This is a genomic window from Pseudomonas sp. HN2-3 (genome assembly GCF_020691745.1).
Lineage (GTDB): Bacteria > Pseudomonadota > Gammaproteobacteria > Pseudomonadales > Pseudomonadaceae > Aquipseudomonas > Aquipseudomonas capeferrum.
Map to the genome: position 1 here is coordinate 4,472,401 of NZ_CP085704.1, position 13,734 is coordinate 4,486,134.

General features: G+C 60.4%; 15 protein-coding genes. All 15 read right to left on the reverse strand.

The window, feature by feature from the left end; all coding sequences use genetic code 11:
• Window positions 1–52: 52 nt before the first annotated feature.
• Window positions 53–2,773: a hypothetical protein gene (locus LJX93_RS20150; RefSeq protein WP_227696332.1), complete on the reverse strand. Its 2,721-nt coding sequence runs from the start codon at window positions 2,771–2,773 to the stop codon at window positions 53–55.
• Window positions 2,774–2,816: 43 nt separating this feature from the next.
• On the reverse strand, window positions 2,817–3,299 hold the full coding sequence (locus tag LJX93_RS20155; RefSeq protein WP_227696333.1) for a hypothetical protein: 483 nt from the start codon (window positions 3,297–3,299) through the stop codon (window positions 2,817–2,819).
• Window positions 3,300–3,317: 18 nt separating this feature from the next.
• Window positions 3,318–6,380, reverse strand: coding sequence for a host specificity factor TipJ family phage tail protein (locus LJX93_RS20160; protein WP_227696334.1), 3,063 nt, complete (start codon window positions 6,378–6,380; stop codon window positions 3,318–3,320).
• Window positions 6,316–6,756: a hypothetical protein gene (locus tag LJX93_RS20165; RefSeq protein ID WP_227696335.1), complete on the reverse strand. Its 441-nt coding sequence runs from the start codon at window positions 6,754–6,756 to the stop codon at window positions 6,316–6,318. Before LJX93_RS20165 ends, LJX93_RS20160 begins: the two co-directional genes overlap by 65 nt.
• Complete coding sequence (locus LJX93_RS20170; protein ID WP_227696336.1) at window positions 6,753–7,232, reverse strand: DUF1833 family protein; 480 nt, start codon at window positions 7,230–7,232, stop codon at window positions 6,753–6,755. Before LJX93_RS20170 ends, LJX93_RS20165 begins: the two co-directional genes overlap by 4 nt.
• 9 nt (window positions 7,233–7,241) lie before the next feature.
• Entirely contained in the window at window positions 7,242–9,677 is a 2,436-nt protein-coding gene (locus tag LJX93_RS20175) for a phage tail tape measure protein (protein WP_227696337.1), read from the reverse strand.
• Between the two features lie 54 nt (window positions 9,678–9,731).
• Complete coding sequence (locus LJX93_RS20180) at window positions 9,732–10,082, reverse strand: superinfection immunity protein (protein WP_227696338.1); 351 nt, start codon at window positions 10,080–10,082, stop codon at window positions 9,732–9,734.
• Window positions 10,083–10,165: 83 nt separating this feature from the next.
• A complete protein-coding gene (locus LJX93_RS20185) occupies window positions 10,166–10,309 on the reverse strand; it encodes a hypothetical protein (protein WP_227696339.1) in 144 nt (47 codons plus the stop codon).
• Window positions 10,310–10,389: 80 nt separating this feature from the next.
• Complete coding sequence (locus LJX93_RS20190) at window positions 10,390–10,860, reverse strand: phage tail assembly chaperone family protein, TAC (protein ID WP_227696340.1); 471 nt, start codon at window positions 10,858–10,860, stop codon at window positions 10,390–10,392.
• Window positions 10,861–10,868: 8 nt separating this feature from the next.
• Window positions 10,869–11,603, reverse strand: a complete 735-nt coding sequence (locus LJX93_RS27525) for a phage tail tube protein (RefSeq protein ID WP_414004129.1) — start codon at window positions 11,601–11,603, stop codon at window positions 10,869–10,871.
• A 65-nt stretch (window positions 11,604–11,668) separates the two neighbouring features.
• Window positions 11,669–12,037: a DUF3168 domain-containing protein gene (locus tag LJX93_RS20205; RefSeq protein WP_227696341.1), complete on the reverse strand. Its 369-nt coding sequence runs from the start codon at window positions 12,035–12,037 to the stop codon at window positions 11,669–11,671.
• A complete protein-coding gene (locus LJX93_RS20210; protein ID WP_227696342.1) occupies window positions 12,034–12,552 on the reverse strand; it encodes an HK97-gp10 family putative phage morphogenesis protein in 519 nt (172 codons plus the stop codon). Before LJX93_RS20210 ends, LJX93_RS20205 begins: the two co-directional genes overlap by 4 nt.
• A 30-nt stretch (window positions 12,553–12,582) precedes the next feature.
• A complete protein-coding gene (locus LJX93_RS20215) occupies window positions 12,583–12,921 on the reverse strand; it encodes a phage head closure protein (protein WP_227696343.1) in 339 nt (112 codons plus the stop codon).
• The gene (locus LJX93_RS20220) at window positions 12,918–13,490 is read right to left on the reverse strand and encodes a head-tail connector protein (protein WP_227696344.1); all 573 of its coding nucleotides are present in this window, start codon (window positions 13,488–13,490) and stop codon (window positions 12,918–12,920) included. Before LJX93_RS20220 ends, LJX93_RS20215 begins: the two co-directional genes overlap by 4 nt.
• A 4-nt stretch (window positions 13,491–13,494) precedes the next feature.
• Window positions 13,495–13,728: a hypothetical protein gene (locus LJX93_RS20225; RefSeq protein ID WP_227696345.1), complete on the reverse strand. Its 234-nt coding sequence runs from the start codon at window positions 13,726–13,728 to the stop codon at window positions 13,495–13,497.
• Window positions 13,729–13,734: the final 6 nt, after the last annotated feature.

The window sequence follows — 13,734 nt, forward strand, 5'->3', positions numbered from 1 at the left end:
CTCCAGGCACAAAAAAACCTGCACTTGGCAGGCGTCGATGTAAATGCAGGCTCTACGGTTTAAGGACCTTGCTTGCCGATACGGCGAACGCTCGGCGGATCCGCCACTCGTCCATGTAGCGCAGGGTGGCCACCATGCCTTCCGGCAGGCTTACCGGCCCCCACGAGTAGCCTCCGCGCCACTGGTAGCTCTTGCCGGCTTCAAGCCGCATGGCCTTGGCCGGGTCACGCACGCGCTCCCTGTTGATGGCCGTGGTGTACTGCTTGGTCGAAGCCCCGCCGCCGCCGATGATCTTCCCGTAGTTCTCGAAAATCTGCGCTTCGGCTGCCACGCCATACTTCCGGTCAATCCAGGCGGCCAGCTGGCCGTTCGCGCTGGTCGTGAGCACCGCCCACGCGTCGGGGTAGTCGGTTGGGGATCCTGAGTTGATCGTTCCGTCGAACGGGATCGGTGTCGGGAACTGGCCGCCCAAATAGAACAGCGTGTCGTTGACGCCGCTTGTCACGATCTGGCAGGCGTAGTCGGTGTAGATGTCCACGTCCTCAAGCGCCATGATCTCGGCGTGAACCCCGGCCACCCCGGGCATGAAATCAACCTGGAAGGCCTGCAGCAGAGGGTACCGCCCCAGGCTAACGGTGTTGCCAGCCATCAGCTTGTTGATGATCCGGCAAGTGATCCTACTGGCCGTACCGCTTGCTCCGGGCACAAGGGGGACGCCGTCGGCCTCGATCACGTAAGCGACAGACGCGGCCGTCATCTTGCCATCCACCAGGTGGTTACCACCGGTGAATTCGAGACTGGGCCAACCGTCTCCGTCGTTCACTGCGTCGAAGATAATGGGCGGCAACCAGTCGGTGGCGAACGAACTGATCACCCCGCCGTTCAGGATTACTTGGGCAAAGTTGGCCAGGCTATTGGCGCCGTTCAGGCCGAAGACGAAGCCTCGAGTGCCAATACCATCCGGCCAGCTCATGGTAAGGCGACCCGTCGAGTCGACGGTGTAGGACACGCGCGAGGGTGTGCCGCCGCTTGATACCGGGAACTCGTAGCAGGCCGGGTCGATCACCTGCGAATAACCGTTCTGGAATGCGGCGTTCATTCCGTACTGGGTGCCGTATGCCTGCAGCTTGGAGGCGTCCAGCACCACCTCAATGCGTACATCGGTCTTGGTGTTGATCAGCACCTTCTGGATACCCAGAGTGCGGTCGATTGTCGGCTGCGGGTCGGCCAGGGCCGAAATGGTGGTGCCATTGGTAATGACCGAGGCGTCATAGTCGACGATGTCGACTTCCTCCACGATCCAGCCATCAGCAGCCGGTACCACGGCGGCGTTGCCGTTTTGGAAATAGCGCAGGCCGTAGTACTTGCCACGCTTGGCGTTGATAACCCGCGCGTTGAGTATCACGTTGGTCTGCAGCGTGCTCGGCGTCGACACCGAGCCGCCACGACTGGTGCTGCGGAAAGGCACGATCTGCCCAGCGTTGATGCTGATCGAGTTGGTCGATTCGCTTTTCGCCGGGATGTAGCGGCTCGGGTCGATGATGTAGCTGTAGCCCGGGTTTATCGAGCTGACGGCACCGATGAAGGTGCCATAGGGCGGCAGTTGCGCCGTGTCCAGGGTGATCAGGATTCGCAGGTCGAGCGCCACCGTACTGGCCAGCACCACGGTCTGGATGCCGTCCCGAGTGATGGCCGGGGTGCCAGCGTCTCCCACTCCAATGACTTGGGTGGCGACATTGGCGGACGTCTCGTAGTTGGCTTGGTCGATTTCCTCGATGATCCAGCCGTCAGGCTTGGCCGAGGGTAAAGCGGTGCTGCCGTTCACGAAGTAGGCCAGGCGATAGTACTTGCCTGGCCGCGCGCCGATGATGCAAATGTTCAGGATCGCGTTGCTGAATGCGGTCGGTTCGGCGCTGGTGATGCCGTTGCGGGTCATCTTGCGCAGCGGGTAAACCTTGCCGCGGTTGATGGTCAGCGAGTTTCCCAGACCCGCGACACGCAGGTAGCAGGCAGGATCGATGATCCACGAAAAAGCCGCACTCCCGGCGTTCTGCGCGTTGATCGGCGTCCCGGCCGCCGGCAAAGCAGCAGCGTCAATGGTGATGATGAAGCGAAGGAGTGGCGCACCAGGCGGCACGATGACGAACGTTTGCACACCACCCGTCCGCACGATGGATGCCGGCGCGTCGGTGTGGTTGTTGATGATGGTGGCCGTGCCTGCCGATGCGTAGGTGGCCGCATCGAACTGCTCGATCACGATACCCTGATCCGCATTCGAACCGATGGTCGCGTCATTCTGGAAGTAGGCGATTCGGAAGTATCTGCCCTCGATCTCCGCCTCATCGCCGATCACCTTCACGTCGAGGATAAGGTTGTTGAGCACCGCGCTGGCTGCGGAGGTGGTACCGCCCCGGTTCATCTGCCGGAGCGGGAAGGCTTTGCCGCGGTTGATGGTTAAGGCATTCGCCAAGAACGACAGGATCGAGTTGATTTCAACAGCCACACCAGCGTCGTTACGGTAACGCGTCTCGGCCTTGTCACCCGTGGACGGCACCGTGAAGAACCGGTTGTCAGTCCCGGTGCCGTTGGTCTTGGTCAGGCCTTCGGCAACAGTTGGGTAGGTGCCAATGCTGGCCAGGAACTCGGCATAGATCTTTTTGAGGGTCGGTTTCTGGATGCCATCAATGGTGACGAAATCAGCATCAGATACGAACAGCGCGTTGGCAGTGGTCACCAGCTGATGGAACAGCTGATTGTCGGTAGCTGCGCTCATATAAACTCCAGGCGAAAAAAAACCCGCATGAGCGGGCTTGTATTCAGGTGATCTGGGCGCCAGGCCAAGATTTTGTGTACCAGCGAATAAGCTCGGCGCTAATCGCGGCGTTCATCTGCGGAAGGGGCATACCGAGCAGCAGCTCCATGAACGTCGCTTCGTCCGGCACCGGCAGATCGAACAGCTCCAGTTCAGCCGTGTAGCGCCAGAGCCTGCCGCTCACCAATGCCGGACCGGTGTAGATATCCACGAACTGCGCTTTGGTCATCTTGAGCCCCATCGGGCTCTTGATGGGGCAGAGGAACCAGTCCACCGCATTGATGCCCCAGCGGTACCAGCCTTCGAACAACTGGGCTTGTTTGTCTGTCAGCAACCAGGTCACGCTGACCCTGGTGGGAGTGCTCCGGTAGATCCGGCGCCGGAGCGATCTACCCGTGATCATCTGCGTGCTGGATACAGGACTCACCGGGGCAAATGCGTATCCCTCTTGCAGCGGAAGAGGCAGCCCATCGGGAATTGGCAACATGGGGATTCCTATACGCCCCTAATCCGGGGCCATGGCGTTGTCATAGGTGTAAACCCGCTCGTCGTATGGCATGCCCTTCATCGCAACATTGCCACCCGATGGGTCAGAACTGGTTACCAAAACGGGGTAAGCCCACTTCGACCAAGGGCCGAACAGCAGGTGTGGCGGCTCAAGATCCCAGCTAACGTCTGGCTCAAAGTCCAGCTCGGCAACCCGCACGCGCACATCGTCAATCTGGGTGGCCGGGTAAGGGCCCGAAAGCGTCCCGTCCTGCCGGCGCACACCGATGCGGTGGTCGCCGCCCGCAGACCAGTCCAAAGGCTCCGATGACTCAAGCACCACGCCTAGGTCGTCGCGGGCAAAGTCCACAAGCAGCGAGCTCTGGCATCGCCCAGGCGAATCGGAGGCCACCGCGCAGAAGCTCAGGTAACCCGAGTTTCGCCCCGACAATTCGGTTGACCACTCATAGGTATCCAACCTGAACTTCTGGTGACCACGTCGGCGCATGCCGAAGCGGTACGCGCGATCGCGGTCACCGCAGCCTGGGAGCCTCACGATCTCGACCTTAATGCCTTCATCCCCGGGCCATCGGCACGGGACTGTCTCCCATGCCCAGGTCTTGGTTGAGTAGTACTCAACATCCACGCCGTCGTAGTCGTTGATCGACGCCAGCGGCCCCTGGATGGACAGGGCCTTGGTCATGTTCTGCGGCGAGTAGGTCTGGGTTTTCAGCCCATACTCACGATCGAACGCTGCCCGTGGCACATCCTGCACCGGCCTGATCTTGCTATTGACCACCACCAACTCGGCCCAGCCGCACGCCAGAGCGTTGTTCAGGGCGTCCTTCAAGGTCATCGACTCGTCGATGGTCTCGTCGTAGAACTGCCCGGCTGCGTTCCAGATGGTGTCCAGGCGATCGAACTCCTCCAGATCGATGTCGCTGTCCTTGTAGCCGACTGCCTTGAGCCGGCTGAGGCACCAGGGCGCAATCCCGCGAGTTGCCACGGCGGCCTGCCAGGCCCCAGCGGATCTGACCGGCAACACCCGGGTGGCCTCGACGCTGATGTCGCTCTCCGACTGCGCTGATATCCGGTCACCGCCACGGATACGCACCGCCATGGTGGTCATGCCCGGATAGGTTGCGGGGCGTGTCTGCCGTAGCCCGTACAGCGAGTACCAACTCGAATCGTCGTTGGCCTCATCGTTGGCACGGCCCGGCAGCGCTACCCAGCGCTTCTTGATCCGGGCCTCGGCCCGCATCGGATACGGCAGGTTAACTCGGTGCGTGAAGCCCAGGGCATCGCGCGTGTCACCGACATGGCCGCCCTCAACCACTGTCCACTCACCGGCGATATCCATGTCACGGTATTCGAACGTGTGGAAGGACTGGGTCTGGTAGATCTGCCCTTCCCGCCCAAGGCCGAACAGCCCATTGGCGTAGAAGACGGAGTACTCGATCGCCGTGACCTTCTGGCCTTCGGGCTGGCAAGCGTAGGGTCCACGGTAGCCGCCCTCCAGATTGGAGGCGTCCAGGGTAATAACGGCGTTGACCGTGTTCAGCAAATCGAAGCCTGGCCAATCATCATCTACCGCCCCTGACGCCGTGAGGCGTTCCAGCGTCATGAGCGCGGTGTTGTAGGACGTGATCCGGTAGCGCATGCCCAGCGGGCCAATGGCGGCCATGCCGGAGCCAGCGGCAAGGCTATTCACCGGCGCGCCACCGTCGAAGTTCAGCGTCATCTGGGCCGGCTGCTCGGGTGTGCCGCTGGTAGTGGCCGTGCCGGTAACGCCCACCGGAGCCGAGCCCAAGATGGTAGCGGCACCCGTGGCGGTGACAGCCTGGCCGGCAAACGGCGTCACTTCGACGAAGCGAACCCGCCCGCTGCTCTGCTGCGCCTGGAGGGGCGTGCCGGTCAGCTTGGTGTTCAACGCTGACACCAGGCCCGCCAGATCGGTGGTGGCGGTGTTCAGGGTGATCGGGTAAGTCGACGAGCCGCGCGCCAGCGTAAAGCTCAGCGGGGTGACGTTGAAGTCATACCGGGTTGGTGCAGCCGAGCCGGTCAGGGTCGATGCCGTACCTGGGTTGGCGGGCACGGCAGGGCTGAATGGCGTGTAGCTATGCACGACATAGTCGCCCGCGTTCACGCCCTGCACCTCAATGGGCATGCCCACATAAGGGTTCAGCATCCCCAGCGGCCCTTGAACGATATCCCGGTCGGCGCCGCCATCGATTACGGTGTACTGGTAGTAGGGCAGAACCCTGATCACCAGTCCGCTCTCCCAGTCCGCTGGCAGCTGGCCGGCGCCGGCGGGCACCGATACCGACTCGCCATTGAACTGGTAGGCGGAGGCCGTGGCCGAGCGGGCAATAGTGGTGGCCACCGTGAGCTCGAGGCCCGCGTTGCCGCTGGAGCTGGCCCCTACTTCGGTCACGTTGTACCAGAGCATGGAGGCCGGATCGCCCAGCACACTCTCCCCCGGGCCGTAAACCGCCACTTGGGCGTCAGCGCCAAGTGAGATCAACGGCGTATCGCCAACCTTCATCCTGCTCAGCGGCGCATCCACCTGCCCCTTGGAGATGTACAGGAACATCTCCACCCACTGCTCGCGCGGCGACACAAAGTAGCGGCGCGGCTCAGCCAGGTAGGACGGATAGACACGCTGCCAGCCGGCCACCTCACGAATCCGGTCGCCGAGCTTGACCTTGTTGCCCTTGGCACTGGCCTCGTTGATCGGGTCGCCGGAGGTGGTGTTCACTGTCGGCATGCCGGGCATTTTCGGCTGCATCCACTTGATGACAGCCTTGGCGCCCTTGAACAGCGCGTAGGTGATGGTGAACGGGTCTGTACCCTTGGGCTCGAAGTAGATCTCGACCTGGTCGGACGGCTTGAACTTAACCTTGTGCCACAGGTGATGCTCGATCACCTCATCATTCAGCACCACGCTGATTGGCGGGCTTTCCCGGCGATCGTAGGACGGGGCCATGGATTTCAGCCACGCCTCGATGGTCATGCGGCTACTTGTGGTCCAGGTGCCGATCGGCGCGGCATTGCTCATCTTGTTGGGATAGAACGCGATCACGGTAGAAAACCACCCTTGGGTAAGCGTCTCGGAAATCTTGAATGGTGCTGAGCCGTGGGCCGCCTGGGTTGGTGTCCAGCACCTTCAGGCGGCCTTCGACCTCGACCACTACCCCGACATGCAGGCAAAGCGCGCCGCGAAACACGGCGGCAATGGCGCCTGGCTGCGGCATGCATTCGTCCATCCCTTGGCGGAGGTCGTGATAGGCCGCCGTGTTCTCCCTCACCTTGTCCTTCCCTACCGCGCCGAGGCTGGGCAGCAAGGGGAGCCCGAATACTTGGTGGCGGACATGGATGCACAACCCCCAGCAATCGAACGCAAGGGGGCCCCGTGCACCTTCTCGGTAGGGCGCGGAAAGGAATTTGTTCAAGGTCATAGGAACATGATGCCGGGGGCGATATTGGTGGTCAGAACGTCACGGTTGAAGATCGTGTTCAGCAGGTCGAAGAACCCGCAGGTGAAGCGTGCCGCATTGTTCGAGTACTCACGGCTGAGCACGGTCATGTAGAAAACGTTGGACGGGTATGTCAGGTCGCTCAGCAAATACTCGCGGTAGATGATGTCGATCCGCTTGCCGGCCTGTTTGTATCCCTCAACAACCTGCTGGACCTCGCCCTTCGTGTTGTCGAGGGCAATGTCCAAGCTCTGGTAGGCGCTGTTGTCGTTCTTCGGCAGCGCCTCCTCCATGGCTAGCGCCGTAAAGGTCAGGGTGCGGCCGTCCTCGGTGGTGCAAGTGGTGTCGTCATATCCCTGGCAAAACAGGAGCGATACCGCTTCGCCCTCCGCCCTCGCCTCCACGGTCTTGATCAGGAGATCACCGCCCGAGGCAAAGGCCCTCTCGATTGGATTCATTGAGCCTCCTCAGCTGCCCACGGTCTTGAGCCCGTACTTCGAAGCGTTGGCGTCATGGATGCGCCCGTCCTGGCTGACATTCGCGACATAGATGTCGATGACATCCTCGGCCGTGAGCTGCTGCCGATTGACTTGGCCCGCCTTGGAGGCGTCCTCATGAATGTTCACGGTCAAACCACGACTCGACTGACCCTGGCCTTGCTGGATTGAATTGAGGGTTCTATCCAGCTTGGCGCTGGTCTTCTCGGTGGTTACACGCTCACCCTTTTTGAGGTTCCAGGTGCCGTCGGCCGGAACGTAGTCGATACCATCGTGCGCTTGGCCATCCAGCGCGGAGCCCACGGCGGTCATGAGGACACCAGCAGCGCCGGCAGCTGCGATTGCCGCTCCTGGCGCAATCGCTGGCCCCACGAACGGAACGCCGATCATCGCGGTGAACGCACTCAGCGCCGCCATGGCCACCTGCGCGGCAGCGTAGGACAGCAACGCATGACCGATGGACTGCATGAAGGTGGCCGCGAAGCCCTTGACGTTCATCTTCCCGGTCTCGGCCCACTCGGTGACCATGTCGGTTAGCGAGCTGAATGCACTCGCTCCGACGCTCTGCATGTTGCTGTAGAGGTCCATTGCGGCGTCGGCCTGGCTCGCGAAGCCGCTGATGAAGCCAGCACCGGCGTTCTGCTGGAGCTTGTCGATGTCCTGGTAGTACTTCTCCTGCATGGCCCGGCGCTCTTCGAGCGCGTCGTTGAGAATTTTCGTCTCGCGCTCATACGCCGAATCCGATACATCCCCGGCCTCGTGCCGCTGCCGGAGGTCCTCGAGCTGATCCTGGTAGTCCTGCTCGATCGCCAGCAGTTCGAGGGCCCGCTCCTTCACCTTGTCGGTGTCGTAGGCGTTGAGCAGGGGGGCGTCCAGGGCGCGCTGGTCAATTGTCAGCTGCCGGTTGACGCTGGCACCGAAAGCCGCGACGGCCTTGTCATCCTCCTTGGCCTGCTTCAGCTTTTTCAGCTGGTCCAGTTCGGCGGCCAGGCCCTTCAGGCGCTCCTGCTGCTTTTCGCTCAAGCCCTGCAGGTTGCCGGCCTCGAGCTCAAACTGGAGCTTGGCGACCTCGGTGGCTTCCTTGCGCTTGTCGGTCTCGGTGTTGATCAGGGCGATCTGCCGCTTGTATCCCTCTTCAGCGGTGTCGAACTGGCCTTGGAGCTTCTTCGCGGCGGCCTCAGCGGCTTTTGCCGCCTCGATCTGCGCCGGAGTCTGCGGATTGAATGTGCCCGGCGGTGTAATGGTACCGAGTTCACCAGCAGCCTTTTTTGCATCGATTACATATTGACGAATGGCATCACCAGCCCAAGGCCTTTCAAACTCATCCATCATATCTATGACGATAGAGTTAGCCGTGTTCATGTTATCCACAGCGTCACTGGTGAACTTCGCCGCATCCTGCTTGAAGTTTTTTGACATGTCACCGAAGGTGATTGCACCAAGAATCTTGCTACCTGCTGCACCGATTTGCTGCATATAGCTAACAGTCGTGGCAAAGCCAGCAGCGATGATCCCTGCAACAACCTTAAATGTTCTTCCAAGCCCATCAGCCAAGGTTGCTGTGACCGCAACAGCTTCAACAAGGTCGGCCGCTAGATCTTTAACCTTCTTTTGAAGCCCACCGGCTTGAGTGGTTGTATCGGTCAGGTCTTTGGAGAACTGAGCCAACACTGGCATTAGCTCAGCCGCCAGGGCGGTTTGTACCGAGCCAAGATAAGTACCGAGAACGGTTAGCTCCGTACTAAATTGCTTTGCCGCCAGAATGGTTTTTTCATCCATGATGGCGCCCGCAGCCTCAGCAGCATCGCCATACTTCCTGAAACCCTCGGCATTATTTCGCAGCAGCGGCAATAGAGCAGTGGCGTCGCTGGCAATCGCTTCAAGATAGAAGGTCATGTCCGATTGACTGACCTTTGCTTTTTCCAGGCTTGATACATAGAGACCGAGAGCCTGATTACCGCTTAAATTCTTGAACTGCTCAGCTGTAACACCGACCTTTGGAGCAATCTGCTCGAAAAAATCAGCCATACCCCCGCCGCCAGTGTTTAAGAAATCACCGACCTTGTCATTAACGTCCTTGAGAATATCGGCGAGTTTGTCTTGCTCAATACCTACGGTCTTCGCGCCTACCGACATTTTCTGGAAGTCAGTTGTGCTGACGTTAGCGACTGCCGCCAAGTTAGCAATCTCAGACGCCGAGTTGACAGCTGAAACCGTCATTGCCGTCAATGCTGTGACACCAGCAGCAATGCCAGTGCCTATGGCAGTCCCAACTGCCTTAGCGCTTTTCTCAACTTCTTTTCGCCATTTAGCGGAACTGCGCTCCGCCTTATCCATGCCGGCTACAAATCCGCCAACCTGCGCAATAACGTCCAGAGTCAAAGTGCCTAATGATCTTGAGGCCATCTTTTTCTCCGAGCAAAAAAAAAGCCCGCTTAGCGGGCTAGTTGTCAGTTATGTTCAGCGGTTGAGGACTTTGGCTTTCTCTGCCTCAAACTCTTCAGCGGTAAGGTGTCCGCGCTCTCTCAGCGCAGCCAGCTTTTCAAGCTCAAGGTATGCACCATCTTTCCCGGCGCCCGATGTAGGCAATGTGCCAGAGAGTGTTGATGATTTCTTTTTGATTGCAGATGCAGACCAAATCAGAGCAGCAATCCATCCGATGACCGTCCACCCGAGAAAGAGGTTCAGCAGAAATATTGATGCCTTGTTGTGATGACCCCGCAGCCAAGCGACGATGAGCGGTAGAAAGTACAGCGCAATCACCATACCTTTCATAACGCCGCTCTGCATTGAGCTTGCGTCTACGACCATAGCCTGAAACTCCCTGTATCACTTGAAAATTGATAACTGCTTAAGCGGGGCAATTTATCATCATTGATAGTCAGGCTGCACGTTTACGCCCAGGTGGCCATGGCGTCCTCAAGGGAGATTGGCCCCTCTTCATCCTCATGCAGGGCGAAGTCCTTCCAGCTGTAGGGAGTCGGCACCTTCTGCGTGTCACGGTGCAGGTTGGCCATCAACGCCGCCAGCAGGGCCATCGCGCGCTCCACTCGCATACCAGGATGCAACGAGCCACGACGCCTCCTGAACTTCACCCACGACCGAAACTCGCGCAGGCTCAGGGTTTCCTTCGCGTGCGCGATCGTGGAGCCACCGACGCCTGAGAGGACGAGTTCGTGCCAGATTTCGTCGCGCTCAGTGAGCTCTTCGTCTTTCCCAGGTCGTTGACCTCCTGGATTGCGAGCAACAGCGCTACCGAGAGCGCACCATCAAGCGCGCCCAGGCGGGCGGTGCTTTCTGGGTCCTTCTCCAGTTCTGCCGGATCAAGCGGGCCATGGGTGATGTCCAGGGGGCTGCTGAACACCGGGTTGCCATGCTCATCGCAGATCGATGCCGCGATCTTGCCGGCAATTGTGTCGTGCTTGCCATTGAACGACAGCACATCGTTCACGGCCGTCTGGTAGCCCAAGGGCCGCACATACACGGTGTAGGTGAGCTTCTTGCCGTCTTGTAGCCAACTGATTTCCTTTTCCACTGGGCGCCCGGTGAACGACCCTGCGCTGGTGAGCGCGTCGAGTGTCAGTTTCATGCTTTACCTCAGGCGTTGGTGGTCTTGCGAATCCAGGCGGAGCCGCCGGAGCGCTGAATGGTTGCAGCCGTAGTGACCGCAGCGTTGGCCGCAAAGTCGAACGGGAAGTCGGACACATAGCCGTCGAACAGGAACCAGGTGCGAGTCGAAGGCAGCACGAAGTCTTCCGCGTCACCCAGGATTGCCGAAGCGGTTGCGCCTGTGCCCGCGCCACCGGTCAGGGTGATGGTTGGCTTGCTGGTGTAGCCGGTGCCGGCGTTGGTGATGTTGAACCCAACCACCTTGCCGTCTTCGATGATGGCGGTGGCTGCAGCACCGGTGCCGCCGCCACCTGAGAACGCAACGGTCGGAGCCGAGGTGTAGCCGGTACCGCCATTGGTCAGCTCGATCGCCGCCAGCGCGCCGGCAACGCCGACCGTTGGCTTGATGTCCTTGCCGTCAGACCAGCCAACCACCCAGCGGATGCTCTCGATGGTGTCGTCTTCCGAGATCTGGTGCAGCCGTACATGGGAGGCGTTGCGCGGGTCGACGTTCAGGGTCAAGGAAGCCTGGCCGGGAGTGCGCAGGCCGCGCAGGTACTTGCGGACGGTGTCGCTGAGGCAGGTAACCTCAACCTGGTCAGCCGGGTTACCACCAGGGTTGAACGCCGTTGCGCACTCGATTTCGATGACCTCGAACTCGGACGGGTTACCAACTTTGGGCACCAGGGCATAGATCTGGGTGCCTTGAGCGAGAATCGCCATGGGTTTCTCCAATTGCGGGCAAAAGAAAACCCGCACTGGGCGGGCTATTGGGATTGGTTGCAGCTCTACCGGTGGACCATCCAGTCCACGTCGAAGCTGGCACGGTAGTTCTTGGTTTCGGGGTCGCGCCCCTCATCACCCCAGCGGGTGATATAGGCGTCCAGCTCAACCGCATCGCGGATGGCGTCCCTGACCGCTCGGGCGGAGTCGCCCGTGGTTGCGTAAACGTCGACCTGCAAGGTGACGCTGTCCAGATCTGGGCGGCCAGCCAAGTAGTTTTCAGGGCTGCCGCTGATGACCTGCCAGACAGCGTATGGCTTGGCCACGCCCTGCTCCGCCTCCCCGAACGAGTAGAGGCGCATGTCGGTTCCGGCGCCGAGCAGCGCTGTTACAGCGGAGCTCTGCAAGCAGGCCTTCACAATGGGTGGTGTCATGAGGATGCCGTCTTCTTCGCCGCGCGCTTTATCGCACGGTCAATTGACTTGTCGTATTCACTGACAAAGGTGTTAGTCACTTCCGCGATGCTCTCGGTCAGTGCCGGACGCATGAACGGAGTAGCGCGAATCCGCTCGGTACCGAACTCCAGCAGCCGCCAGTACCACACGATACTGCTGAGCTCATAGCTCTTGCCGACCCGCCCTGCCCGCCTGTTATCAGCGGTGTTGGCGTACTGCCTGGCTCCACCCTCAACGCCGATCCGGAACATCAGATCACCCGTTCGGCGGAACCGTTTGTTGGACCACCGGACGGTGATGTGCTCCCAAATCTTGTTCGGGGTTTTGGCGTCATCCAGCTTCTTCGCCTGCTCGATAGCAGCTTTTTCTACGACCTGAGCAGCCTTTCGCAAAGCGGCCCGACCGCCTTTTCGGCGGATATCATCCTTGATCGATGACAGCTTTCCGGCCAGCTGATCGGCGCCGGTAATCTTGAAATCAACACCGTCACGCATGTGTTTCCCCCTGGCGCGGCCCGCGCGCCGTCACTCATCCTTGACGCCTTTGGAGACAAGAATGGTCAGGTACTCCAGACCAGACTTGGTGTCCTCAAGCGGCGGACCCTCGATGCTGTACACCTCGCCTCGGTAGAGGATTCGCATGGTCGACAGAACACCTGGCCGGTACCTGATCAGCATGCGGCCAGTGGCTTCCGACTGAGCGGCCTGCGCGGCGATCAAGTCCCGGGCAGACAACGGTGAGACCTCTGCGTAGACCTTGGCGAACTTCTGCCAAGTTGGCTCGCCAAACTCCAGGGTCACCGGGTCCCTGAGCTTCACCTTGTGCTCAATGGTGATGAGGTGGTTCAGGCGACCGAGTCTCATGGCACACCCGGAACACAATAGGGCGCGAGCAGCGAGTCAACGCTCATCGGCAACTCAGTGGCGATAGTGCCAGTGACCACCTGCTCCCGGTTCTGGTCCAGGTGGCCGACCAGCAGCAGGATCGCCGAAACGATATCCTCCGGCACGGTTGCATAGCCGGCCGTGAAGTCGATCTTCACCGACATGGCCTGCTTGCGTGTGGCTGGCCAGCTTTCGCCCTGTGCAAGGGAAACCCGGCCAAGGATCTCGAACGGGTTGACGATGTAGCTCAGGGCGTCAAGGGTTTGAACAGATCCGAGCGAATCGGTGTAGTTGACGGCCTCAACGCTCTGCAGGGGTGGCCGAGGGATCAGCACCGCACCGCAAGGGAAACCATCCAGGTGCAGCCGCCAGCGCTGTTGGCAAAGCGCTCGCTGGGTGATCCGCTCCGCCCAGGCGGTTGCCGCACGCACGATACGCGCCACCTCGTCGTCCTGCTCGGTATCGTCAAGGGCAATGCGCAAGTGCTTCTTGGCCACCTCAAGCGATACGGGCTGAGCCGTGGGCGCCTCCAGCAATTGCAGCCCCATGGGATCAGCCCTCTTCCGCCGACTCTTGTGCATCGGCCGGCGAGTGCTCGACCAGTTCGTAACCCGCAGCCTTGCAGGCGGCCAACGCATCCTTGCCAGGGTCGACAGCGTCCATGCCCTTCAACTGATCCACTTGCTCGGCGGAGAACCCCACCAGCTGGCCAGGCTTGTACTCACGGCCCTCAAGCGGGAAACCGCACAGCACGCGCACCTGCACCAAATCTTTCTTTGCAGCCATGATTCA